The sequence below is a fragment of the Achromobacter sp. SD115 genome (assembly GCF_017355315.1).
Lineage (GTDB): Bacteria > Pseudomonadota > Gammaproteobacteria > Burkholderiales > Burkholderiaceae_B > Achromobacter > Achromobacter xylosoxidans_B.
Map to the genome: position 1 here is coordinate 240,410 of NZ_JADIJM010000005.1, position 23,144 is coordinate 263,553.

At 67.2% G+C, this 23,144-nt stretch carries 20 protein-coding genes; 11 read left to right on the plus strand and 9 right to left on the minus strand.

All coding sequences use genetic code 11. From position 1 onward, the window contains the following. Window positions 1-5: 5 nt before the first annotated feature. From IPU70_RS09670 to IPU70_RS09685, 4 genes are all read right to left on the minus strand, one after another. Window positions 6-599 (minus strand): 2-hydroxychromene-2-carboxylate isomerase, encoded by a 594-nt coding sequence (locus tag IPU70_RS09670; RefSeq protein WP_207466818.1) that lies wholly within the window; start codon window positions 597-599, stop codon window positions 6-8. Next, on the minus strand, window positions 596-1,933 hold the full coding sequence (locus IPU70_RS09675; RefSeq protein ID WP_013393141.1) for an MFS transporter: 1,338 nt from the start codon (window positions 1,931-1,933) through the stop codon (window positions 596-598). Before IPU70_RS09675 ends, IPU70_RS09670 begins: the two co-directional genes overlap by 4 nt. Before the next feature lie 45 nt (window positions 1,934-1,978). After that, on the minus strand, window positions 1,979-2,764 hold the full coding sequence (locus tag IPU70_RS09680; protein WP_207466820.1) for an aldolase: 786 nt from the start codon (window positions 2,762-2,764) through the stop codon (window positions 1,979-1,981). Between the two features lie 131 nt (window positions 2,765-2,895). Beyond that, the gene (locus tag IPU70_RS09685; RefSeq protein WP_013393139.1) at window positions 2,896-3,771 is read right to left on the minus strand and encodes a LysR family transcriptional regulator; all 876 of its coding nucleotides are present in this window, start codon (window positions 3,769-3,771) and stop codon (window positions 2,896-2,898) included. Between the two features lie 148 nt (window positions 3,772-3,919). Here IPU70_RS09685 and IPU70_RS09690 point away from each other — a divergent pair, with 148 nt between their 5' ends. Beyond that, complete coding sequence (locus tag IPU70_RS09690; RefSeq protein WP_207466822.1) at window positions 3,920-4,360, plus strand: NUDIX hydrolase; 441 nt, start codon at window positions 3,920-3,922, stop codon at window positions 4,358-4,360. Between the two features lie 34 nt (window positions 4,361-4,394). Here the strand turns inward: IPU70_RS09690 and gcvA are convergent, their stop codons facing one another. Beyond that, window positions 4,395-5,282 carry a transcriptional regulator GcvA gene (gene gcvA, locus IPU70_RS09695; RefSeq protein WP_207466824.1) on the minus strand — a complete coding sequence of 296 codons (888 nt, stop codon included), beginning with the start codon at window positions 5,280-5,282 and terminating at the stop codon, window positions 4,395-4,397. 123 nt (window positions 5,283-5,405) lie between these two features. Between gcvA and IPU70_RS09700 the strand changes: the two genes are divergently transcribed. The 4 genes from IPU70_RS09700 to IPU70_RS09715 all read left to right on the plus strand — a co-directional run bounded on the left by IPU70_RS09700 (window position 5,406) and on the right by IPU70_RS09715 (window position 10,453). Next, entirely contained in the window at window positions 5,406-6,833 is a 1,428-nt protein-coding gene (locus IPU70_RS09700) for an amidase (protein WP_207466826.1), read from the plus strand. An 8-nt stretch (window positions 6,834-6,841) separates the two neighbouring features. Then, window positions 6,842-8,131 (plus strand): MFS transporter, encoded by a 1,290-nt coding sequence (locus tag IPU70_RS09705; RefSeq protein ID WP_207466828.1) that lies wholly within the window; start codon window positions 6,842-6,844, stop codon window positions 8,129-8,131. A 26-nt stretch (window positions 8,132-8,157) separates the two neighbouring features. Further along, complete coding sequence (locus IPU70_RS09710) at window positions 8,158-8,967, plus strand: aminoglycoside phosphotransferase family protein (RefSeq protein WP_207466830.1); 810 nt, start codon at window positions 8,158-8,160, stop codon at window positions 8,965-8,967. Between the two features lie 91 nt (window positions 8,968-9,058). Beyond that, a complete protein-coding gene (locus IPU70_RS09715; protein WP_207466832.1) occupies window positions 9,059-10,453 on the plus strand; it encodes a GntP family permease in 1,395 nt (464 codons plus the stop codon). Here the strand turns inward: IPU70_RS09715 and IPU70_RS09720 are convergent. Beyond that, complete coding sequence (locus tag IPU70_RS09720) at window positions 10,432-11,343, minus strand: LysR family transcriptional regulator (RefSeq protein ID WP_207466834.1); 912 nt, start codon at window positions 11,341-11,343, stop codon at window positions 10,432-10,434. The genes IPU70_RS09715 and IPU70_RS09720 overlap by 22 nt on opposite strands. 115 nt (window positions 11,344-11,458) lie before the next feature. On the opposite strand from IPU70_RS09720, the gene IPU70_RS09725 reads away from it, so the two are divergent. Both IPU70_RS09725 and IPU70_RS09730 read left to right on the plus strand, forming a co-directional pair. Then, a complete protein-coding gene (locus tag IPU70_RS09725; protein WP_207466836.1) occupies window positions 11,459-12,202 on the plus strand; it encodes an SDR family oxidoreductase in 744 nt (247 codons plus the stop codon). A 346-nt stretch (window positions 12,203-12,548) separates the two neighbouring features. Then, on the plus strand, window positions 12,549-13,433 hold the full coding sequence (locus IPU70_RS09730) for a crotonase/enoyl-CoA hydratase family protein (RefSeq protein WP_013393130.1): 885 nt from the start codon (window positions 12,549-12,551) through the stop codon (window positions 13,431-13,433). Between the two features lie 24 nt (window positions 13,434-13,457). Here IPU70_RS09730 and pdeR read toward each other — a convergent pair whose 3' ends face one another. After that, window positions 13,458-15,455: a cyclic di-GMP phosphodiesterase gene (gene pdeR / locus IPU70_RS09735; protein WP_207466837.1), complete on the minus strand. Its 1,998-nt coding sequence runs from the start codon at window positions 15,453-15,455 to the stop codon at window positions 13,458-13,460. Between the two features lie 287 nt (window positions 15,456-15,742). Beyond that, entirely contained in the window at window positions 15,743-16,738 is a 996-nt protein-coding gene (locus IPU70_RS09740) for a tripartite tricarboxylate transporter substrate binding protein (RefSeq protein WP_207466839.1), read from the minus strand. A gap of 220 nt (window positions 16,739-16,958) precedes the next feature. Between IPU70_RS09740 and IPU70_RS09745 the strand changes: the two genes are divergently transcribed. The 4 genes from IPU70_RS09745 (at window position 16,959) to IPU70_RS09760 (ending at window position 21,451) form a co-directional block, all read left to right on the plus strand. Continuing rightward, window positions 16,959-18,734, plus strand: a complete 1,776-nt coding sequence (locus tag IPU70_RS09745; protein ID WP_207466841.1) for an IlvD/Edd family dehydratase — start codon at window positions 16,959-16,961, stop codon at window positions 18,732-18,734. Window positions 18,735-18,742: 8 nt separating this feature from the next. Then, entirely contained in the window at window positions 18,743-19,402 is a 660-nt protein-coding gene (locus tag IPU70_RS09750) for a GntR family transcriptional regulator (protein ID WP_207466843.1), read from the plus strand. A gap of 123 nt (window positions 19,403-19,525) precedes the next feature. Then, window positions 19,526-20,350 carry a class I SAM-dependent methyltransferase gene (locus IPU70_RS09755; RefSeq protein WP_207466845.1) on the plus strand — a complete coding sequence of 275 codons (825 nt, stop codon included), beginning with the start codon at window positions 19,526-19,528 and terminating at the stop codon, window positions 20,348-20,350. A 303-nt stretch (window positions 20,351-20,653) separates the two neighbouring features. Further along, a complete protein-coding gene (locus IPU70_RS09760) occupies window positions 20,654-21,451 on the plus strand; it encodes a class I SAM-dependent methyltransferase (protein ID WP_207466847.1) in 798 nt (265 codons plus the stop codon). A 34-nt stretch (window positions 21,452-21,485) separates the two neighbouring features. Here the strand turns inward: IPU70_RS09760 and IPU70_RS09765 are convergent, their stop codons facing one another. Continuing rightward, complete coding sequence (locus IPU70_RS09765; RefSeq protein ID WP_207466848.1) at window positions 21,486-23,144, minus strand: TRAP transporter large permease subunit; 1,659 nt, start codon at window positions 23,142-23,144, stop codon at window positions 21,486-21,488.

Sequence of the window (23,144 nt, forward strand, 5' to 3'; positions counted from 1 at the left end):
GCCGCCTACGCGGCCACGGCCTCCTCCAGCATCTCCAACCGGTCCTGGCCCCAGAACACCTCGCCCCGGTACACATAGGCGGGCGAGCCGAACACCCCGGCCGCGACCGCGTCGTCGGTATTGCGGCGGTAGGTGGTCTCGATGCCGGGCTCGGCCGCCGCAGCCAGCAGCGCCGGCGCATCCAGCCCCTGGCGCAGCAGGATGACGCGCAAGGTGGCCTCGTCAGAAATGTCCTGCTCGTCGCACCACTCGGCCTTGAGGATCGCCTTGTACAGCGCCGCCACTGGCAGGCCGGCCTGATCCGCCGCGATGACAAGACGCGAGGCCAGGCCCGCATCCGGACACATATATGCCGGCTGCGCGTTGACATGGATATCCAGCTTGCGGCACCAGCGCGCCAGCTCCGTCACCCGGTAGGCCTGGCGCTCGGGCGAACGCAGGCCCAGCAGGATGCCGCCGGTGCGGGCGTAGACCTCGGGCAGGTCCACCGGCAGGTAGCGGATCCGGGCTTGCTGGCGCGCGGCCAGCGCCTCCAGCCTGTCGGCGCCCAGATAGGCCCAGTCGGAGTTCATCCAGAAGTAATAGTCGATGGTCTTCATGGCGTCCTCAAATCGGCGCGGGCAGGCACCCGCAAGGCGGCCACCGCGGGGGCCTCGCTGCGCATCAGCCAGGCGCTGAACAAAGCGATCACCCCCAGGATGCTCAGGTACCACACCACATACCGGGGATCGCCCCCGCCCTTGGCCAGCAGCCAGGTCGCCACGATCGGCGCCAAGCCGCCGCCGATGGCGCCGGATACCTGTACCGCCAGCGAAATGCCGGTGTAGCGCACCTCGGCCGGGAACTGGCTGGAGAACAAGGTGCCTTCCGGCCCGTACAGGCAAGCGTAGACCAGGCCGACCGCCAGGCATACCGCAAGGATGATCCACGAGGTGTCGCGGGTGCCCAGCAAATGGAAGAAGACCGGCGCGCAAGCCAGGATGCCCAGGGTGCCGACCATGAAGACCCATTTATGGCCGATCTTGTCGCCCAGCATGCCGAACAGCGGCATGGTGAACAGCGCAACAGCCGCGCCCCAGATCGTGGCGTCCAGCATGACCGAGCGCGCGATGCCCAGGGTGCCCGTGGCGTAGGCCAGCGAAAAGGTCACCACGGTGTAGAACCAGGTCACTTCCGCCAGCCTGGCGCCCACCACCACCAGCAGGGCGCGGCGATGGTGCTTCAATACCTCGGCCACCGGCACCTCGACCTTGGCGCCCTTCTCCTTCATCTGCTCGAAGTCGGGCGATTCGGCCACCTTGACCCGGATGAACCAGCCCACCAGCAGCAGTATCACGCTGGCCAGGAACGGCAGCCGCCAGCCCCAGGCCAGCATGTCGGCTTCGGGCAAGCTGGCGACCGCGCCCATCGCCAACGACGACAGGATCAGGCCCGGCGCGACCCCGGCCTGCGGCAGGCTGCCGAAAAAGCCCTTCTTGCCGTCCGGCGCATGTTCCACCGCCATCAGCACCGCTCCACCCCATTCGCCGCCCACCGCAATGCCTTGCAGGAAGCGCATCAGCACCAGCAGCACGGCGGCCCAGTAGCCGATCTGCTCATAGGACGGGATCAACCCGATCAGGATGGTGGGCACGCCCATCAGCAGCAAGGTGATCAGCAGCATGGATTTGCGGCCGATCTTGTCGCCGTAATGGCCGAAGATCACGCCGCCCAGGGGCCGCGCGAAGAAGCCCACGGAATAGGTGGCGAACGCGGCCAGCGTGCCGGTCAGCGGATCGAAGGATGGAAAGAAGATTTTGTTGAAGATCAGCGCGGCAGCGGTGCCGTACAGGAAAAAGTCGTACCACTCGATGGTGGTGCCCATCATGCTGGCCAGTCCGGCCGTCACGTAATCGCGGCGCGAGCGCGCAGCCGCAGGCTTGGTCGTCATCATCATGACTCCCCAAAAAAAGTTCTGGAAGAATGTGGCTGCGCGGTATCAGGCGGCAGGCAGCGGCAAAGGCGCAATGCCGTGCGTCTGGCGGGCCCAGTAGTTGAACGTCGCGTTGACGATCGAGGGCTTGAGCAGATAGTCGTGCGCTTCGCGCGCCAGCGCGTCGTCCACCGGCGTCAGCGGTCCGAACGCCTGCGCGCGGATCTGCATGCGCGCCGCGCGTTCCAGGTACACCGACAGGTAGGTCGCCTCTTCGCAGGTCACGCCGGCAGTCAGGTAGCCGTGATGCGCCAGGATGATGGCGCGCTTTTTACCCAGCGCGCCGGAAATGATCACGCCTTCCTGGTCGGCGATCGGCACCCCGGGCCATTCGCCCAGGAACGCGCAGTCGTCGTGCAGCGGCGTCATGTCCATCTGCGAGATCACCAGCGGCTGGCGCGCCGCGGCCAGCGCCGAGGCCCAGGGCGAATGAGTGTGGATGATGGACTGCACGTCGGGCCGCGCCTCGTACACCCACAGGTGAAAGCGGGTGGCCGGGTTAGCCATGCCCTCGCCCGTCAGCGTGTGCAGGTCGCGGTCCACTTCGATGAAGTCGGCCGGCGTGGCTTCGTCGAAGCCCAGCCCGAAGCGCAGGGTCCAATAGGCCCCCGGCCGCTGCGAGCGCACGCTGATCTGGCCCGCCAGCCCCGCTTCCTGCTCGGTCATGGCCAGGATGCGACAGGCATAGGCCATGGTTTCCTGGATGCTGCGCGGCACGGCGTGCAGATGGCGCGCCATTTCCTGCGTGGCGCGGGTGTCGAAATAGGATTTCTCTCGTAATGCGGTGCTCATGTCTTCCCCTGTGTATTGCCCGCGTCATCAGCGCCACCGGACGCCGCGCGAGGTATGCACAGTATGGAAAGCAAGCCGCGATACAGCCATGCAGCCAGGGTCATAGCTGCTATTCGAGTCCGCCGGGACGGCTAGCGCGCCGCGATGCGGTGCGCGACGGCCAGCAAATCGCGCACCAGCGGCAGGGGCTGGCGGTTGGCCAGGGTGATCGCGACCACGCGGCGCCGCAAGATGGGGCTACGGACCCGGACCTTGCGCAGGCCGTACTCGGTCAGCAGCTTGTCCGGAATGCGGGACGGAAGAATGCAGGCGCCCACGCCGGAGGACACCAGCTTGAGCATGGCGTCTATGGTTTCGGCCTCGGCCGCGAACTCGGGCTCCAGCCCTGCGCTGTGGATCATCTTGCGCAGCGCGTAATGCGGCGGGAAGCCCACCAGCCGCAGATCCATGCCGGCCAGGTCGACGTCGTCCGGCAGCGGCACGTCGCCGCGCACGATCAGGCACATATCGTCATCGAACAGTGTGGCCGACGCCAGGTTGTCAGACGCCACCGCCGCGTCATAGACGAAGCCCACGTCGGCCTTGCCGCTTTCCACCAGCGCCACCACCTCGGGCGAACTGCGACCCATCACGGACAGGTTCACGTGTTCATGGCTACTGACGAAACTGGCCACCACCTCGGCCATGAAGTAGTAGCTGAGCGTGTGCACGGTGGCGAGCCGGACCGTCCCCTGCGTCACGCCCTCGCGCTGGCGCACGGCCTCCAGCACCCGGTCTATGTTGCGGTAGGCGGGCTGGATGCCATCCAACAGGCGCGCGCCCGCCTCGGTCAGCTCCACGCCGCGTCCGGTGCGGGTGAACAGCGGCTTGCCCACGTGGGCCTCCAGCGCCGCCAGCTGCCGGCTCAGCCCGGACTGGGTCTGATCCAGGTCCTCCGCCGCGCGCGATAGCGATTTGAGTTCCGCGATGCGCAAGAAATAACGCAACTGCCGGTCCGGTGTATCCATGCTGCCCTCCCGCCCCCTATTCGATGCGCTCATGCCGGCGCGGCTGACAGTGTGCACCAGGGACCGGTCCGGCACTACGGGGATTTGCGCTAAGCCCGGGTTGGCGTACCCTGACATACCCAGACCGCAGCCAGAGAAAGGAACCCGCATGACCGCGCCCCCACCCCAGCGTCCCATCGCCGCCACCATTGCCGCGGTCGTGCGCGAAGGACACGTGCTGCTGGTGCAACGCGCCAATCCGCCGGACCAGGGTCGCTGGGCCTTTCCCGGCGGCAAGATCGACGCGGGCGAAGGCGTGCTTGCCGCCGCCGCGCGCGAGCTGCTGGAAGAAACCGGCGTGCGCGCCGAATCGCTGCATGTATTCGACGCCGTCGACGTCTACGACCGCGACGACACGGGCGCGCTGCGCCGCCACTTCATCCTGATCGCCGTGCTGTGCCGCTGGCAAGCCGGCGAACCGGTAGCGGGCGACGACGCCGCCGACGCCCGCTGGGTATCGCTGGAAGAACTAGACGCGCACTCGCTGGCGACCAGCTTCGGCGTGGCGGAACTGGCGCACAAGGCGGCTGCGCTGTCGGCCGCGCTCTGAAGCCTCGGTATGCCGGCCGCGGATCCGGCTTTCCTCAAACCGCCACGCTTTCCAACAACCAGTCGCGGAACGCCTTCATCTTGCCTGACATGGCCCCCCTGCCCGGCCACACCAGGTAATAGCCGAATTCTTCCAGCCAGGCGTCGCCGGCCAGTCTGACCAGACGTCCCGCCGCCAGTTCGTCCTGCACCATCGCCAGCGGCAGCAGGCCCGCGCCCTGGCCCGCGGCCACCGCCTGCAGCAGCAGGCTGCCATCGTCGAAGGCAGGCCCCCGCGGCGTGCCCGCGTCCTCCACGCCCTGCGCCGCGAACCACAGTTGCCAGCCGCCGCGCGTCTCGTCATGGACGCGCGGCCAGCCCAGCAAATCCTGCGCCGCAGCCGGCATGCCCAGCTTTGTCACCAGACCGGCCGACGCCACCGGCACGACTTCGACCGTCAACACATGTACGCTTTGCAGTCCCGCGTAGCGGCCCAGTCCGTGGCGGATGGCGAGGTCCGCGCCGTCCCGGCCGAATGCGGCCAGCGCGTTGCTGGTGACGATCTGCAGATCGATCTGCGGATGGCGGGCGTGGAAGTCATGCAGCCGGGGAACCAGCCAGGCCGACGCGAAGAACGCAGTGGTGCTGACCGTGAGCACGCGGCTCTCTGACGGCAAGGCAATACGAGCGGATGCGGCCAGGATCTGGCGGAAGGCGTTGCGCACCGGCGGCAGAAAGCCGTGGCCAGCATCCGTCAGCTGAATGCCGCGGTTCACGCGCAGGAACAGGGCCACGCCCAGATGCTGCTCCAGCGACTTGATCATCTGGCTGACCGCGCCGGGCGTCACGCACAGTTCCCGTGCCGCATCCTTCACGGAAAGATGGCGGGCCGCGGCCTCGAAGGCGCGCAGCGCGTTAAGCGGGGGGAGTCGCGGAGCGGTCATGGCGCTGGCAATGAATTATTTAGTTTTTCTAATCTATTCAAGATAGAAATCGTGGTTTGTCTTGCCGTCTTATAGGAATTAACTTGAACACTTCCTATTGGATCCAAGCTCTATAAAGAATAGATGAACTATACGAAAAATATCAAGGAAACAGCCGGCCTGCACCACCTGGACCTGCTCGCGGTCGCCGCCCTGATCCGGTCCGGCGAGGTCTCGCCGGTAGAGATCGCGCGCGCGCAGCTGCACCGGATCGAGGCTCTGGACGGCGAGCTGCGCAGCTATGCCTGCGTGACGGCGGCGTCCGCGCTGCAAGAGGCGCAGGCCGCGGAAACCGAGATACGCCAAGGACACTATCGCGGCCCCCTGCATGGCGTGCCCATCGGACTGAAAGACCTGTTCCGCCGCAAAGGCGTACCGACCGCCGCCGGCACCGCCATCCACCGCGACACGCCCGCGGATCACGACGCCACCGTAGTCCGCCGCCTGCGCGACGCGGGCGCGGTGCTGCTGGGGCAGTTGCAGATGACCGAAGGCGCGTACTCCGATCACCACCCGAGCGTCGCGCCGCCGCGCAACCCATGGAACGCGGATTACTGGACCGGCATCTCATCCAGCGGATCGGCGGTGGCGACGGCTGCGGGCCTGTGCTTTGGTGCGACCGCGTCGGACACCGGCGGCTCCATACGCTGGCCCTGCGCCGCCACCGGGCTGACCGGCATCAAGCCCACCTGGGGCCGCGTCAGCCGCCACGGCGTATTCGAACTTGCGACGTCCCTGGATCATGCCGGCGTCATCGCGCGCAGCGCGCAGGACGCCGCGGTACTGCTGGAGGCGATCGCCGGCCCCGACCCGGCGGATCCAACGGCACTGCAGGCGCCCGTCCCGCGCTACGCGCAGGAAGCCGAAACCCCGGTCGGCGGCTTGCGGATCGGCGTGGATCCGGACTGGAACGCCAGCGAGGTCGATCCGCAGACTCAGCGCATGATGGCGGCGGCCATGCAGGTTTTCGAACAGCTGGGCGCGACCCTGGTGCCGCTGCGCTTCCCCTCTGATGACGCCGCGCAGGCCGTGCGCGATTGGGCGCCGCTCTGCGCGGTGGAAGCGGCCCTTGCGCACGCCGCCACCTATCCCTCGCGCAAGGCGGAATACGGACCGGTGCTGGCCGGCGTGATCGAGGCGGGCCACGCGCTGTCGGGCCCGGCCTACCAGCGCATCCTGTTGCGCCGCATGGCCATGCGCGGCCAGGTCGACGCACTGTTCGCCAAGGTCGACGCGCTGCTGACGCCGGTACAGCCCATGCCGCCGCTGACCCTGGGCGCCATCAGCGTGCTGGGCCAGCAGCCCGGACTGGTCGAAGCGCTGCAGCGCTATACCTGCGTGTTCGACATGACGGGCCATCCCTGCCTGACGCTGCCCGCCGGCCAGTGCCAGGCCGGCATGCCGATGGGGCTGCAACTGGTGGCGGCGCATCTGGGCGAGCCTGTGCTGTTCCGGCTGGGCGCGGCATTCCAGGCGGCCACGGGCTGGCACCTGCGCCGGCCAGCGACGTGAGGCCGACGATGAACATGCGTGCGCAACACGACGCTGCCCCAGCCTCCGCCGGCCGGATCTTCCACGGCTGGCGGGTAGTGGCGGCGGCCTTCGTCATTACTTTGCTGGGCTTCGGCAGCGCCTATTCCTTCAGCGCCTTCGTCGAAGCCTTGCAGCGCGACTTCGCCGCCACGCGCGGCGCGGTGTCGCTGGTGTTCTCGCTGGCGGGCTGCCTCTACTTCGGTTTCGGCGTGGTCAGCGGCCCCCTGGCGGACCGCTACGGTTCGCGCCGCATGGCATGGATAGGCATGCTGCTGGTGGCGCTGGGCCTGGCGCTCGCCAGCGCCGCGCAGAACATGATGCAGATCTACCTCGCCTACGGCCTGGGCGTCGGGCTGGGCGTAGGCTGCGCCTACGTGCCGGTGATAGGCGCGGTACAGCGCTGGTTCCTGCGCCGGCGCGGACTGGCCTCGGGGCTGGCCGTCAGCGGCATAGGCGTGGGCACGCTGCTGGTGCCGCCGCTGGCTTCCGCGCTGATAGCGCTGTGGGGTTGGCGCGCCGCCTATCTGGTGCTGGCGGCCGTGGTGGCGGTCCTGGGCTGCGCAGCGGCCTTCTGGGTGGAGAACTCGCCGCAGGATCGCGGCCTGCGACCCGACGGCGACGCCGCGCCTGCCTGCGCAACAGCGGCATCCGCGCCGCCCGGCATGCCGGTGCGCGCCGCCATCCGCAGCAAGGCCTTCGTCCTGCTGTACCTGGCTAGCATGGCCGGCGCCTTCGGCGTCTTCGTACCCTTCGTGCATCTCATTCCATACGCGCTGGATCATGGCATCGCGCCCGGACTGGCGGTGTTGCTGCTGGGCATGGTGGGCGTGGGCAGCACGGCGGGCCGGTTCCTGCTGGGCACGCTGGCCGACCGCCTGGGCCGGCGCGCCTCGCTCGCCGCGATGTATGCCGGCATGGCCGCAACGCTGGCGCTGTGGGGCGTTTGCGGCCAGTTCTGGACGCTGGCGCTGTTCGCCCTGGTATTCGGCGCGTTCTACGGCGGCTGGGTCGCGTTGATGCCGGCGGTGGTCATGGATTACTTCGGCGGCCGCCATGTCAGCGGCATCATCGGCGCGCTTTACACCAGCGTGGCGTTCGGCACCCTGATCGGGCCGGTGGCGGCTGGCTATGCCTATGACCTCAGCGGTTCCTACCTGCTGCCCATCATCGCCAGCGCGGCGGGCAACGGGGTAGCGGCGGCGGTCACCGCCCTGCTGCCACGCCAAGGCGCTACGCAGGCCAGGCCGGCGGAGGACGCGCGCCGGGCACTACTATAGAAGCCTCCGAAGCGCTTCACGCCCCCATGTTCGAGACCTACCTCTCCCGCTGGCAACTGCTGCCCGACGGCGCCCCCATCGTCACCCGCGCGGCCCAGCTGCTGCCGGTGCGGCATCGCGGCCAGCCCGCCATGCTCAAGGTCTCGCACGAAGAAGACGAGAAACAAGGCGGCGTGCTGATGCGCTGGTGGGACGGCCAGGGCGCCGCGCGCGTGCTGGCCCATGACGGCGAGGCCATCCTGCTGGAGCGGGCCACCGGCACGCGCTCGCTGGCCGAATACGCCCGCAACGGGCGCGACGACGAGGCCACCCGCATCATCTGCGGCGTGCTGAAGGATCTGCATGCGCCGCGCGCCCGGCCCCTGCCCGGGCTGCGCCCGCTGGAGGAATGGTTCGAGGAACTATGGCCCATGGCCCGGGCGCAAGGCGGCATCCTGGCGCACAGCGCCCGCCACGCCCGCACCCTGCTCGACAGTCCGCGCGACCTGACGGTGCTGCACGGCGACGTGCACCACGACAACATCCTGGACTTCGGCGAGCGTGGCTGGCTGGTCATCGACCCCAAGCGCCTGCATGGCGAGCGCGCCTTCGACTACGCCAACATCTTCTGCAACCCGGATCTGGCGGATCCGGTTCCACCCGTGGCGATCGCGCCCGGGCGCTTCGAACGGCGGCTGGAGTTGGTCGTTGCGCAGTCGGGCCTGGAGCGCCGCCGGCTGCTGCAGTGGATCCTGGCCTGGTGCGGACTGTCTGCCGCCTGGTTTATGGGCGGCGGCGAGGATGCCGCGATCGACCTGGACATCGCGCGCCAGGCGCAGGCGCTGCTGGAACGCTGAATCCCGGCCGCTGCAAGCAAGACATCCGGTTTCATGCGGTAAGGTGTAGGCCCTGTTCCCACCCCTTATCTCTTCATTCCTGGAGTATCGAATGACCGGATTGTTCATCGTGGTGGCGGCGCTGGCATTTCTGATGCTGGCGGCGTATCGCGGCTACAGCGTGATTCTGTGCGCGCCCATCGCGGCCATGGGCGCGGTGCTGCTGACCGACCCGTCGGCGCTGGCGCCCGTGTTCTCGGGCATCTTCATGGAGCGCATGGCGGGCTTCGCCAAGCTCTACTTCCCCGTGTTCCTGCTGGGCGCCGTGTTCGGCAAGCTGATCGAACTGTCGGGCTTCTCGCGCGCCATCGTGCAGGCGGTGCTGCGGCTGATCGGCGCCGAACGCGCCATCATGGCCATCGTGCTGGTCTGCGCGGTGCTGACCTACGGCGGCGTGTCGCTGTTCGTGGTGGTGTTCGCGGTGTACCCGTTCGCGGCCGAGATGTTCCGCCAGGGCGGCATTCCGAAGCGGCTGATGCCGGGCGCGATCGCCCTGGGCGCGTTCACTTTCACCATGACCGCCCTGCCCGGCACGCCGCAGATCCAGAACATCATCCCCACCACCTTCTTCGAAACCACCACCTGGGCCGCGCCCTGGCTGGGCCTGATCGGCGCCTGCTTCACGCTGACCGCCGGCATCGCCTATCTGGAATGGCGGCGCAAGCGCGCGGCCGCCGCCGGCGAGACCTACGGCACCGAGCTGCGCAACGAACCGGTCACGCCGCCCAATGAACGCGAACACCATCCGCTGATCGCGCTGCTGCCGCTGGTGGTGGTGGGCGTCGCCAACTACCTGCTCACGCGCTGGATTCCGGGCTGGTATCCGGCCGGCTCCGAAGTCGCGCTGCCTGGCCTGCCCAAGCCCATGCCTGTCAACGCCGAAGACCAGGTGGCGCTGTGGGCGGTGATGGGCGCGCTGATCGCGGGCATCGTCACCATCCTGCTGTTCTCGTTCCGGGGCATCAAGGCGCACTTCGCCGAAGGCAGCAAGAACGCGGTGTCCGGCGCCCTGCTGGCTTCGATGAACACGGCGGCGGAATACGGCTTTGGCGGCGTCATCGCCGCCCTGCCCGGTTTCCTGCTGGTCGCCGACGCGCTCAAGGCCATCCCCGATCCGCTGGTGGGCGAAGCGGTGGCCGTGACCTCGCTGGCCGGCATCACCGGCTCGGCCTCTGGCGGCATGAGCATTGCGCTGGCGGCGATGGCGCAGACCTTCATCGATAGCGCCCACGCGGCGGGCATCCCGATGGAAGTGCTGCACCGGATCGCCGCCATGGCCAGCGGCGGCATGGACACGCTGCCGCACAACGGCGCGGTCATCACCCTGCTGGCGGTCACGGGCCTGACGCACCGCCAATCCTATGGCGACATCTTCGCCATCACCTTGATATCGACCACCTCGGTCTTCCTGGCGATCGCGGTGTACTACCTGACCGGCATCGTCTGAGCCAGGCCGGCGGCGATGATCTCCGCCAGCCATTGCGTGAAGACGCGCACCCGCGCCGATACCTGGCGGTTCTGCGGATACAGCACCGACACGGGCATGGGCGCGGGCGGCGCGTCGGGCAGCACGATCTTCAATTCACCCGCCGCCAGTTCGCGCGCGACGCGGTAGCGCGGCACCTGCACCAGGCCCAGGCCGGCCAGCGCCGCGCCGGTATAGAGTTCCGCGCCGGTGACGCTGACCACGGCCCTGGGCCGCATCTGCACGTTGCGCCCAGCGACCATGAAATCCAGCGGCAGGCTGCGTCCCGTGGCGCTGGACAGATAGTCCACCGCGCAATGGCCTTCCAGGTCTTCCAGCCGCCGGGGCTCGCCGAAGCGCGCCAGATAGGCCGGGCTGGCCACCGTCACCTGAGGCATCAGCGCGATCTGGCGCCCCACCAGCGACGAGTCCTGCAGCGCGCCGGTGCGCAGCACGCAGTCCACTCCTTCGCGCACCAGATCCACCAGGCGGTCGTCCTCGCCCAACTGCAGCACGATGTCGGGGTAGCGTTCCAGGAACGCGGGCAGGCCCGGCATGACGAAGAACCGGGCCAGCGTGCCCTGCGCATTGACCCGCAGCAGGCCCTTGGGCGAGGTATCCAGAAAGGCCCCATCGGCCTCCTCCAGATCCGCCAGCAGCCGCACGCAGCGCCGGTAATGGGCCTCGCCATCGTGCGTGAGCCGCACCTGGCGCGTGGTCCGTTCGAGCAGCCGGGCCCCCAGGCGCGCTTCCATCCGCTTGACCAGATTGGTGACCGTGGGACGGGGGATCTGCAGGTCCTCGGCGGCCTTGGAAAAGCTGCGCCTTTCGGCGATGCGCACGAACACCTGCATTTCCTGGAACCGGTCCATGCCCTGCCGCCTATTATTAATACAAATGAAATTATGTTAGCGAATATAGAGTAATTATCTTTCTTCTGGAATAGTTCAAGATACGCCTCACCCCCTATCCAATCGGAGACACCACATGAACACCCTGGCCACGCAACGCATTGCGCTCGTCACCGGCGGGTCGCGCGGCATAGGCGCCGCCATCGTCCGCCGCCTGGCGCGCGACGGCCACGCCGTCGCCATCAACTACGCCTCCAGCGCCGCCGAAGCCGAGGCCCTGGCCTATGAAATCCGCGCGGCTGGCGGCCGCGCCCTGGCCGTGCGCGCCGACGTGTCGCAGGCCGCCGAGGTGCGCGCCATGTTCGACCAGGTCGAAGCCGGCCTCGGCCGCATCGACGTGCTGGTCAACAGCGCCGGCATCCTGAAGATGGTGCCGCTGGCCGAAACCAGCGACGAACTCTACGAACAGACCTTCGGCATCAATACCCGCGGCACCTTCAACACGCTGCGCGAAGCCGCCACCCGGCTGGCCGATGGCGGCAGCATCGTCAACGTGTCCAGCACCACCATCGCGCTCAACCTGCCGAACTACTCCGTCTACATCGCCAGCAAGGCAGCGGTGGAAAGCCTCACCCAGGTACTGGCCAAGGAACTGCGCGGACGCCGCATCACCGTCAATGCCGTGGCGCCCGGTCCCGTCGCCACCGAACTCTTCCTCAACGGCAAGAGCCCCGAGCTGATCGAGCACTACGCCAAGATGCCGCCGCTGGAACGGCTGGGCCAGCCCGAGGACATCTCCAATGTGGTGTCGTTCCTGGCAGGCCCCGACGCCGGCTGGGTCAACGGCCAGATCCTGCGCGCCAACGGCGGCGTCGCCTGAACCGGCGCATTCCCAAACCGCAGAACGCAAGCCCGCGCGCGGCCGTCCGGCCGCGCCATCCCTCATCCCTACGCATGAGCGCGCAGCCGCAGGCGCGCGCGCGGCGCATCGCCCGGATCGCCGCGAATTTGCGTGTATCCCTCATCCGTTTTACCCATACCGCCATCGCCTGATGGGTTGAGCGGCCGCGCGCGCTGAATGCTTTTCTCCACTGATCACTCGGGCCTTTGACTTACGGACAAGTCTGGCCAGCTGGACGAGGTTTGCATGAGACGGAAGCCGGAAGGTCTGTATTAGGCTGACCCCGTAGTACTCCGACTCACCTTGATCAATTGGACGAAAGTAAATGAATCAACTCATTCATCCGGATTGCCACCCCTTCACCGCCGCGGGCAACCTGAAGCAGCTCTCGGCGTTTTATGAGGAGGGACGCCGGGTCATGTGGATGATGCTTCGCGCTCAACCGCGTCCGTGCTTCAACCATGAACTGATCGACGAGATCATGACCCTGGCGCGCGCCGCCAAGGACTCCGGCCTGCCCATCGACTTCTGGGTCACCGGCTCGCTCGTCCCTCAGATCTACAACGTGGGCGGCGATCTGAATTTCTTCGCGGAAGCCATACGCACCGGCAAGCGCGAAGCGCTGCGGGCGTACGCCCGGGCTTGCGTGGATTGCGTGCATGCCGCCACCCGCGGCTTCGACACCGGCGCGATCTCGCTGGCGATGATCGAAGGCACCGCCCTGGGCGGCGGCTTCGAGGCTGCGCTGGCCCACCACTTCGTGCTGGCGCAGAACACCGCCCGCATGGGCTTTCCTGAAATGGCGTTCAACCTCTTCCCCGGCATGGGCGGCTACTCGTTGGTGGCGCGGCGCTCGGGCATGAAGCTGGCGGAAGAACTGATCAGCACGGGCGAATCGCACACCGCCGAATGGTTCCATGGCAGGGGCCTGGTCGATGTGCTGTTCGAGCCGGGCGATGCCTACAAGGCCACCCGCACCTTCATCGACGTGATGCGGCCCAAGCTCAACGGCATGCGCGCCATGCTGCGCGCGCGCCAGCGCGTGCTGAGCCTGCCGCGTTCGGAGCTGATGGACATTACCGAGGATTGGGTCGAAGCCGCGTTCTCGATCGACCCGAAGGACCGCGCCTACATGGAGCGCCTGGTGATGGCGCAGAACCGCCGCAGTTCTTCCAGCGCGGAGTCCGCGCTGGAAGCCACCATGCATTGACGCGCTAGCGTGAAGCCGGCTGCCTCAGGCGATGAGATGCAGCCGGCGACGCTGGGCCAGCCAGGCGCTGAGTTCCGCCGCCGGCATGGGCTTGGCGTACAGGTAGCCCTGCTTCGCGTCCACGCCCAGGGTGTCCACGAAAACCGCCTCTTCGGTGGTTTCCACGCCCTCGGCAATCACCTTCAGTTCCAGCGTGCGCGCCACGGCGACGATGGCGCGCGCCAGCGCCTGCGACACCGGGTTCTCGTTGACGCCGCGCACGAAGCTGGCGTCCAGCTTGATCGCGTCCAGCGGAATGCGGGCGAGCTGCGACAACGACGAATAGCCGGTGCCGAAATCGTCCAGATGGACGCGCGCGCCCAACTGGCGGAATTGCTTGATCAGTTCGATGGCGGCGCCCTCGTCGTCGATCAGGCAGCTTTCCGTCAATTCGATGTCCAGCAGGCAGGGATCCAGGCTGGCGTCGTTGATGGCGCGCATGAAGTCGCTGACCACGCCCTTGTCGTTCAACTGTCGCGCGGACACGTTGATGGCAATGCGGATGTTCAGGCCGTCGCGCTTCCAGGCCGCGGCCTGCCTGGCCGCTTCACGCATGACCCACACGCCCAGCGGCGAGATCAGGCCCGATTCCTCGGCATAGGGAATGAAGACGTTGGGGCCGACCATGCCGCGCTCCGGCGAGCGCCAGCGCACCAGGGCTTCGACCCCGTCGACCTCGCCGTTGCGCCCCGCCAGCTTGGGCTGGTAGTACAGCATCAGATGGTCTTCGGCCAGGGCCTTGCGCAGATTGGTGTCCAGCCACACGTAGTCCGCGTTGCGACGGTCCATCTCGGGCTGGAACACGCGGTAAGTATGGCGCCCCGCTTCCTTGGCCACATACATGGCGATGTCGGCGCTGCGCACCACGCTGTCCAGGTCGGCGCCGTGCTCGGGATACATGGCGATGCCGATGGAGCAGCTGGTGTAGACCTCGATCAGCCCCTGGCGGAAAGGCTCGCGCAGGCGCTCGATGATGCGCTGCGCGGTGGCCTCCAGTTCCCAGGTCTGGGCGGCTTCGTGCAGCACGATGAATTCGTCGCCGCCCAGCCGCGCCAGGGTCTGGCCTTCGGACAGGCAGGAGGAAATCGCCACCGCCACCGACTTCAACAGGCGGTCGCCGAAGCCGTGGCCATAGTGGTCGTTGATGCGCTTGAAATTGTCCAGGTCCAGGAACAGCACGCCGCCCCGCCCGTCCTGGCCCGCCGCCAGCGCCGTCTTCAAGCGTGTCGTGATCGCGTGGCGGTTGGGCAGGTTGGTCAGCATGTCGGTGTTGGCCAACACCCGCAGGCGCTCCTGCGCCTGGCGTTCCTCGGTGATGTCGGTGCCCGAGCAGATCAGGTAGACGCGCTTTTCGCCGCTGCCGCTGGTGACGAACTTGTTGCGGAACAGGAAGAGGCGCGGCCCCTTGACCGTATTGATGAGGCGCTCGGCCTCGTAGGACTGGCCGCGCTTGTAGAACTCGGCGATATTGCGGCGCGAGGCGATCGCCTCTTCGCGCGTCATGAACATTTCGAAGACGCTGCGGCCGATGATGTCCTGCTCGCGCTTGCCGGTGTATTCCTCGCTGAGCTTGTTGAAACGCTGCACGCGGCCGTTCTGGTCGACGATGACGATGACCGAGTTGGCCTCGGACACCACCGTCTCGGCGAAGGACAGGCCCTCGACCAGATCCTTGGCCACGGATTCGGTATCGGAATGCGCGGATGCGGTGCCCGCCCATTCATTCGGATTGATCTTGCGGCCCACCAGATGGAGCCGCAGCATGTCGCCGTACAGCGAGATGTCGATGCGCACGCTGGAAGTGATGCCGGTCAGGCTGCGTATCGTCTCGGCCTGTTCCGGGCGCAGCGCCATCGCGATGTTGGCCGCGCCCTTGACCGCTGCGAGTTCGAACGCGTCGCTATCGGCGGACAGGCGCCAATAAGGACTGTGCGTTCCAAAATGCGTGTACAGAATCGACTTTTCGTCCTGGTCGTCTGTCATTGTTATCCCCCTTCTGCCGCCCTGGGAAGGCCCGCAAAGTACATTACGGCCTAGTCTATTCGGGGTCAACCACTGTATACAATCTCGCGCAGCCTTTGTTGCGGTTTATTGCGTCCCCATTGGTGGTTCATAGCGCAAATCTTTGCATGTGCAGTTTTTTCAATGCGTCTTCTACGCCAGGCACGCAAGCCTTGTTGCGTCTTTCTCGACCGTGCGCGCAAACAAAATCGCCGGGAGTTCCAAGCGGAACTTCCGGCGTATGACGTAAAGCCGCAACCTTGGGAGGTTTAGTCCCCCTTCACGCCCGCTTCATCGATGACTTTGGTCCAGCGAGCCAGCTCGGCCGAGACGCGAGCGCTGGCGTCGGCCGGCGTGGTCCAGGTGGCGATCGCGCCCTGGTTCAGCAGCGAGGCCTTGACCTCGGGCTTGGCCAGGATCTTCTTCAGCTCGCCGTTGAGACGCTCGATCACGGGCGCCGGGGTGTTGGCGGGCGCCACGATGCCGAACATCGAACTGACCTCGAAATCCTTCAGGCCCGCCTCGGCCGCCGTCGGCACATCCGGCAGCGCGTCCACGCGCGCAGCCGACGTCACCGCCAGCGCGCGCAGCTTGCCGGCCTTGATGCTGCCCTGCGCCGCGGGCACGGTTTCGATCATGCTGAGCACCTGCCCGCCCATCAGGTCGGTCATGGCCGGACCGCTACCCTTGTAAGGCACGTGCAGCACTTCCACGCCGGCGGTGCGCTTGAACATTTCGGCGGCCAGATGCTGGGGCGAACCGTTGCCGGCCGAACCCATGGTGATGTAGCCGGGCTTGGACTTGGCCAGCGCGATGAATTCGGCCAGCGTTTTGGCCTGCACCGACGGGTTCACCACGAACACCAGCGGCACCGTGCCGACGATGGAAACCGGCGCGAAGCTCTTCTCCACGTCGTAGGTGACGCGGCCGCGGTACAGCGCGGCGTTGATGGAATGGCTGGTCAACGCGCCCATCAGCAGCGTGTAGCCGTCGGGCTGTGCCTTGGCCACCTGATCGGCGCCGATGTTGCCGGCGGCGCCGGCGCGGTTCTCCACGATCACCGACTGCCCCAAAGCGCCGGTCAGTTCCTGCGCCAGCACGCGGCCGATCACGTCGGTCGCGCCGCCAGGCGGGTACGGCACGATCATGCGGATGGGCTTGTCGGGGTAGGCGCCGGCGGCCAGGGCGGGAGCGGATACGCCAGCGCACAAGGCCAGCAGGGAAAACAACACGGCGCGGCGCGGCCGCAGACGCAGGTCTGACATGTAGGTCTCCTGCCGGGATGGGTATAGGAATGAAACGGACGCCCGGCTCGTCAACCGCGCCAGTGTAGGTGCCGAAACTTGATTGAAGAAGCAGAATTTTTCTATCGACTGATCAATAAAAAAGATCAATCAAACAGCGCTGATAAATCACTTGCCGCCGCTTTCAAAGGCTGGATATGATGCCGCCATCAGATTATCAATAATATTATCGAGATCAAAAATGAAGGACGAGACCAACAACGGCGCACCCGCAGCAGGCCCTTTCGACAGTGCGGGCGCGGCCGCGCGCGGCGTGGCCCGCGGGCTCACCAACTACGGCGACACCGGCTTTTCGCTGTTCCTGCGCAAGGCATTCATCAAGGGCGCGGGCTATACCGACGACGCCCTGTCGCGCCCCATCATCGGCATCGTCAACACGGGCAGCAGCTATAACCCCTGCCACGGCAACGCCCCGCAACTGATCGAGGCGGTCAAGCGCGGCGTCATGCTGGCAGGCGGCCTGCCCATGGACTTCCCCACCATTTCGGTGCACGAGAGCTTCTCCCAGCCCACCAGCATGTACCTGCGCAACCTCATGTCCATGGACACCGAGGAGATGATCCGCGCCCAGCCCATGGACGCCGTGGTGCTGATCGGCGGCTGCGACAAGACCGTGCCGGCCCAGCTGATGGGCGCCGCTTCGGCCGGCGTGCCCGCCATCCAGTTGGTCACGGGTTCGATGCTGACCGGCTCGCACCGCGGCGAGCGCGTGGGCGCCTGCACCGACTGCCGCCGCTACTGGGGCCGCTACCGCGCCGACGAGATCGACGCGGCCGAGATCGCGGACGTGAACAACCAGCTGGTCGCCAGCGTGGGCACCTGTTCCGTGATGGGCACGGCCAGCACCATGGCCTGCATCACCGAAGCCCTGGGCATGATGGTGGCCGGCGGCGCCTCGGCCCCGGCCGTCACCGCCGACCGCGTGCGCGTCGCCGAGAAAACGGGCGCCACGGCGGTCGCCATGGCCGCTGCACGCCTGACGCCGGACCGCATCCTCACCGGCAAATCCATCGAGAACGCCTTGCGCGTGCTGCTGGCCATCGGCGGCTCCACCAACGGCATCGTGCACCTGACGGCCATCGCCGGCCGCCTGGGCATAGACATAGACCTGGCCGGCCTGGACCGCATCAGCCGCGAGACACCCGTGCTGGTGGACCTGAAGCCCTCGGGCCAGCACTACATGGAAGACTTCCACCACGCTGGCGGCATGCCGGCGCTGTTGCGCGAACTGCGCCCCTACCTGCACCTGGACGCGCTGACCGTGTCGGGCCGCACGCTGGGCGAGGAACTGGACGATGCCCCTGCCGCCTTCCCGCAGGACGTGATCCGCACCGCGGCCTCGCCCATCTACCCCGTGGGCGGCCTGGCCGTGCTGCGCGGCAATCTGGCCCCGGGCGGCGCCATCATCAAGCAATCCGCCGCCAACCCCAAGCTGATGGAACACGAAGGCCGCGCGGTAGTGTTCGAGGACGCCGAGGATATGGCGCAGCGCATCGACGACGAGGCGCTGGACGTCACCGCCGACGACATTCTGGTGCTCAAGCGCATCGGCCCGACCGGCGCGCCCGGCATGCCCGAAGCCGGCTACATGCCCATCCCCAAGAAACTGGCGCGCGCCGGCGTGAAAGACATGGTGCGCATCTCCGACGGCCGCATGAGCGGCACCGCGGCCGGCACCATCGTGCTGCACGTCACGCCCGAAGCCGCCATCGGCGGCCCGCTGGCCTACGTGCAGAACGGCGACCGCATCCGCCTGTCGGTGGCCAAGCGCGAGATCGCGCTGCTGGTGGACGACGCCGAACTGGCGCGCCGCGCCGCGGCCCGGCCCATGGTCCGCCCCACGGCCGAACGCGGCTACCGCAAGCTGTTCCTGCAGACCGTGACCCAGGCCGACCAGGGCGTGGACTTCGACTTCCTGCGCGCCGGCGTCACCCACGACACCGTGCCGAAGAAGTAGGCAGGCCCATGGATGCCATCACGCCCGACGCCGCGCAGGCCGCGGTCGCCATCCTGGAAGAAGACATCGTCTTCGGCCGGTTGCACCCGCGCCAGCGCCTGACCGAAGACGAACTGATGGAGCGCTTCGCCCTGAAGCGCCACGTGGTGCGCCAGGTCCTCGCGGACCTGGAGACACTGGGCGTGGTGGAGAAAAAGCGCAACGTCGGCGCAGTGGTGCGCGCGTACTCGGTGCGCGAAGTCATGGAGCTGTATGCGCTGCGCCAGGTATTGGAAGTGCATGCCGCCAGCCAGATCCCGTTGCCCGTGCCGCAAACGCGGCTGGCGGCGCTGGTGGCCGTGCAACGCGAACACGATGCGGCGGTCGCCGACGGCGACGCGCGCCGCGTGTTCCGCAGCAACCAGCGCTTTCACCGCGAGTTCTTCGGCCTGCTGGACAACGCGGTGCTGGGCCAGGCCATCCAGGAATACGCCCGCCGCACCCATCCCATCCGCTTTGGCTCGCTGGCCGCCGCCGGCTACCGCGAACGCGCACGCCAGGAACACTGGGCCATGATCCACGCGCTGCGGGATGGCGACCGGGAGGGGTTGATGGCGCTGTGCCGGGAACACCTGCTGCCGTCGCGGGATGCGTATCTGGCGGCGGAACAGGCGCGATTGGGGGCATAGGTCCATGCCGAGCGTCTGTCGCCAGGCGGTCTCGCCACGCCTAAAATAGAGTTTCCCAGCCGCCGGACGCGGCTGCGTTCAGTCTGAAGACCGCCCCGCGCGGCCGCTTTGGAGTCGAACATCATGAACACCTCCCCTGGCGATCGAGTCTTCTCCGGATCCATCCCCCAGTTCTATCAGCGGTACATGGTTCCCCTCATCTTCGAACCCTATGCCATAGACCTCGCCCGCCGAGCGGCGGCGCTGCGTCCCGCGGCCGTCCTGGAAATCGCCGCAGGCACGGGCGCGGTGACGCGCCAGCTCGCAGAGCAGTTGCCCGCCGCCTCGGCCATCGTCGCGACCGACCTCAACCAAGCCATGCTGGAGCAGGCCCAGGGCCTGGGCGCCAGCCGCGCCGTGAGCTGGCGCCAGGCCGACGCCTTGCAGCTGCCTTTCGAGGACCAGTCCTTCAATGCCGTGGTGTGCCAGTTCGGCTACATGTTCCTGCCGGACAAGGCGGCGGCCTTTGCCGAGGCGCGCCGGGTCTTGCGGCCGGGCGGCGCCTTCCTGTTCAACGTCTGGGACCGCATCGAGGACAACGCGTTTGCCGATACGGTGGAACAGGCACTGGCTCGGCTGTTCCCCGGCGATCCTCCCAGGTTCATGAGCCGGATTCCGCATGGCTATTACGACGCGGCCGTCATCAAAGCCGACCTGGCCCGCGCCGGATTCACCGGCCGGCAGACGCTGGAAACCGTTGCCTTCGAGAGTCGCGCGGACACGCCCCAGACGGCTGCCATCGCCTATTGCCAAGGCACGCCGCTGCGCAACGAGATCGAGGCCCGGGGCGCGGGCATGCTGGAGCAGGCCGTCAATGTCGCGACCGAAGCGCTGCGCGCGCGCCACGGCGCGGGACCCATCGCCGGAAAGATCCAGGCGCATGTGATCACGGCGCAACGCAGCGCATAACAGCGCGACGGTCATGCAACGAACCGCGGCGGGCAGCCATTTGTCCTCGCCGCGCCGTCCGGGTTAAGCTTGCAACCCTCTCCCACATCCACCGGAGCACTCAGAGTGAACAAGTAAATGCCGGGATGCCCATGCGCATCTTGCCTCCCCTCGCTGCCTGGCGCGCGAGCCGCATTGCTTGTTCCATTCTGATCTCATGCAGGACCCGGCCGCTATCGGCGCGCCGCGGATTGCCCCCTGCAAGGCTCAGGCTCGCGGATTCCGCGCATCGGCAGTTTTCCCCCTCCACAGAAGGAAAGCACAATGCCTGCGACCGATACCATCGATATCTATCACCACAACCGCGCCGCCTGGGACCGCCAGGCCGCGCAGCAATGCGCCTGGTCGCAACCGGTAAGCGCCGAAACCATCCAGGCCGCGCGCCGCGGCGACTGGCAGGTGCACATCACGCCGCGCGCCCTGCCCGCGGATTGGCTGCCGGCCATGAACCCGGCACCGCGCATCCTGTGCCTGGCCTCGGCCGGCGGCCAGCAGGCGCCCGTGCTGGCCGCCGCCGGCGCCGAGGTGACCGTGTTCGACGCGTCGCCGCTACAGCTGGCCCAGGATGAAATGGTTGCGCGCCGCGATCGCTTGGCGCTCACGGCCGTGCAGGGCGATATGCGCGACCTCTCGGCATTCGCCGACGCGTCCTTCGACTGCATCGTGCATCCGATCTCGAACCTGTATGTGCCCGACGTGCGGCCCGTGTGGCGCGAGTGCTTCAGGGTGCTCAAGCATGGCGGCAGGCTGCTCAGCAGCTTCTACAACCCGGTCGTGTTCGTCGGCGACCGCGCGCCGGAACTGGCGGAACAAGGCTTGATCCGCCCACGCTTCAAGCTGCCCTACTCCGATGTGCGCGATCTGACTGCGCCGGAGTTGGCGCAGAAGCAAGGCCAGGGCGAGGCCCTGGTGTTCGGACACAGCCTGGGCGAACAGATCGGCGGCCAGCTGGACGCCGGGTTCCTGCTCAAAGGGTTCTATGAGGATGAACAGCCCCAACCGCGCTTCCTGATCGACCGGTTCCTGCCGACCTTCCTGGCGACGCACGCGGTCAAGCCCTGAGGATCAAGGGGCGCCGCCTGGCGCCCCTTATGCCTCACTTGAACGGGTTGGAATCCGTGCCGTAGGCGCTGGCGCCGTAGCCGCTGCCCCCAACCTCCAGCGACACCGAACTCGGATCGACGACCGCGGCCGTTCCCTTGTAATGCATCACCATGCCGGGGAAGGCCATCACCGCGGCGACCATCAGCAGCTGGATCACGATGAACGGCACCGAGCCCCAGTAGATCTGTCCGGTGGTGACCGGTTCGATCATCTTGCCCGTGACCCTGTCCTTGTAGCGGTCCCGCGGCGCCACGGACCGCAGATAGAACAGCGCAAAGCCGAACGGCGGGTGCATGAACGAGGTCTGCATGTTGACGGCCAGGATCACGCCGAACCAGATCAAGTCTATGCCCAGCTTGTCGGCCACCGGTCCCAGCAGCGGCACGATGATGAACGCCAGTTCGAAGAAGTCCAGGAAAAAGGCCAGGACGAAGGTCAGGACGCTGACCACGATCAGAAAGCCCCACTGCCCGCCCGGCAGGCCGGTCAGCAGATGCTCGACCCACAGGTCGCCGTTGACGGCGCGGAAGGTCAGACCGAACACGGTGGAGCCCACCAGGATGAACACCACGAAGCAGGACAGCTTGGTGGTCGTGTCCATGGCCTGCTTGAGCAGGTCCAGCGACAGGCGGCGGCGCGCCACCGCCATCAGGATGGCGCCCACCGCGCCCATGGCCCCACCCTCGGTCGGCGTGGCCACGCCGATGAAGATGGTACCCAGCACCAGGAAGATCAGCGCCAGCGGCGGAATCATCACGAAGGTCACGCGCTCGGCCAGGGCCGACAGCAGGCCCAGGCCCAGCGCCTTGTTCACCAGGGCGATGACGAAGGCGGTTGCGCCCCAGAACAGCAGCGCCACCACGATGCGCTCGTCCATCGGCGCCGTGTTGTTCTCGACCCAGAGGCCCAGGAAGTAGGCTGACACGGCGGAAATCGTCATCAGCACCAGCAGCGAACGCCCGCCGCGGCCGCCGTTCGGCTCCTGGAAGCGGCGCGCCTCTTCCGGCAGCGCGGGTGCCGAATCTGGCTTCAGCAGGCTCATGATGACAACGTAGACGATGTACAGGCCGGCCAGGATGAAGCCCGGCACCATGGCGGCGCGGTAGATGTCGCCGATGGAACGCCCGAGCTGGTCCGCCAGGATGATCAGCACCAGCGAAGGCGGAATGATCTGCGACAGCGTGCCCGACGCCGCGATCACGCCGCTGGCCAGCTTGCGGTCATAGCCGTTGCGCAGCATGATGGGCAGCGAGATCAGGCCCATGGAGATGACTGAGGCCGACACCACGCCCGTGGTCGCGGCCAGCATCGCGCCGACGAAGACCACCGCGATGGCCAGGCCGCCGCGAATCGAGCCGAACAGCTGGCCTATGGTCTCCAGCAGGTCCTCGGCCATGCCGGACCGCTCCAGCACCAGTCCCATCAATGTGAAGAATGGCACCGCCAACAGCGTGTCGTTGGAAATGATACCGAACACCCGTTGCGGCAGCGCCTGGAACAACGAGGAAGTGAGCAGGCCCAGCTCCATGCCGACCAGGCCGAACAGGATGCCGTTGGCTGCCAGCGCGAACGCCACCGGAAAGCCCAGCAGCAGAAAGATGATGAGCGTCGCGAACATGATCGGCGCCAGATTGGCAATGAGAAACTCCAT

Excerpts from the sequence above, each read along its gene's own strand:
- IPU70_RS09670 (WP_207466818.1), bottom strand. The coding sequence starts at position 599 with ATGAAGACCATCGACTATTACTTCTGGATGAACTCCGACTGGGCCTAT.
- IPU70_RS09675 (WP_013393141.1), bottom strand. The coding sequence starts at position 1,933 with ATGATGACGACCAAGCCTGCGGCTGCGCGCTCGCGCCGCGATTACGTG.
- IPU70_RS09680 (WP_207466820.1), bottom strand. The coding sequence starts at position 2,764 with ATGAGCACCGCATTACGAGAGAAATCCTATTTCGACACCCGCGCCACG.
- IPU70_RS09685 (WP_013393139.1), bottom strand. The coding sequence starts at position 3,771 with ATGGATACACCGGACCGGCAGTTGCGTTATTTCTTGCGCATCGCGGAA.
- IPU70_RS09690 (WP_207466822.1), top strand. The coding sequence starts at position 3,920 with ATGACCGCGCCCCCACCCCAGCGTCCCATCGCCGCCACCATTGCCGCG.
- gcvA (WP_207466824.1), bottom strand. The coding sequence starts at position 5,282 with ATGACCGCTCCGCGACTCCCCCCGCTTAACGCGCTGCGCGCCTTCGAG.
- IPU70_RS09700 (WP_207466826.1), top strand. The coding sequence starts at position 5,406 with ATGAACTATACGAAAAATATCAAGGAAACAGCCGGCCTGCACCACCTG.
- IPU70_RS09705 (WP_207466828.1), top strand. The coding sequence starts at position 6,842 with ATGAACATGCGTGCGCAACACGACGCTGCCCCAGCCTCCGCCGGCCGG.
- IPU70_RS09710 (WP_207466830.1), top strand. The coding sequence starts at position 8,158 with ATGTTCGAGACCTACCTCTCCCGCTGGCAACTGCTGCCCGACGGCGCC.
- IPU70_RS09715 (WP_207466832.1), top strand. The coding sequence starts at position 9,059 with ATGACCGGATTGTTCATCGTGGTGGCGGCGCTGGCATTTCTGATGCTG.
- IPU70_RS09720 (WP_207466834.1), bottom strand. The coding sequence starts at position 11,343 with ATGGACCGGTTCCAGGAAATGCAGGTGTTCGTGCGCATCGCCGAAAGG.
- IPU70_RS09725 (WP_207466836.1), top strand. The coding sequence starts at position 11,459 with ATGAACACCCTGGCCACGCAACGCATTGCGCTCGTCACCGGCGGGTCG.
- IPU70_RS09730 (WP_013393130.1), top strand. The coding sequence starts at position 12,549 with ATGAATCAACTCATTCATCCGGATTGCCACCCCTTCACCGCCGCGGGC.
- pdeR (WP_207466837.1), bottom strand. The coding sequence starts at position 15,455 with ATGACAGACGACCAGGACGAAAAGTCGATTCTGTACACGCATTTTGGA.
- IPU70_RS09740 (WP_207466839.1), bottom strand. The coding sequence starts at position 16,738 with ATGTCAGACCTGCGTCTGCGGCCGCGCCGCGCCGTGTTGTTTTCCCTG.
- IPU70_RS09745 (WP_207466841.1), top strand. The coding sequence starts at position 16,959 with ATGAAGGACGAGACCAACAACGGCGCACCCGCAGCAGGCCCTTTCGAC.
- IPU70_RS09750 (WP_207466843.1), top strand. The coding sequence starts at position 18,743 with ATGGATGCCATCACGCCCGACGCCGCGCAGGCCGCGGTCGCCATCCTG.
- IPU70_RS09755 (WP_207466845.1), top strand. The coding sequence starts at position 19,526 with ATGAACACCTCCCCTGGCGATCGAGTCTTCTCCGGATCCATCCCCCAG.
- IPU70_RS09760 (WP_207466847.1), top strand. The coding sequence starts at position 20,654 with ATGCCTGCGACCGATACCATCGATATCTATCACCACAACCGCGCCGCC.
- IPU70_RS09765 (WP_207466848.1), bottom strand. The coding sequence starts at position 23,144 with ATGGAGTTTCTCATTGCCAATCTGGCGCCGATCATGTTCGCGACGCTC.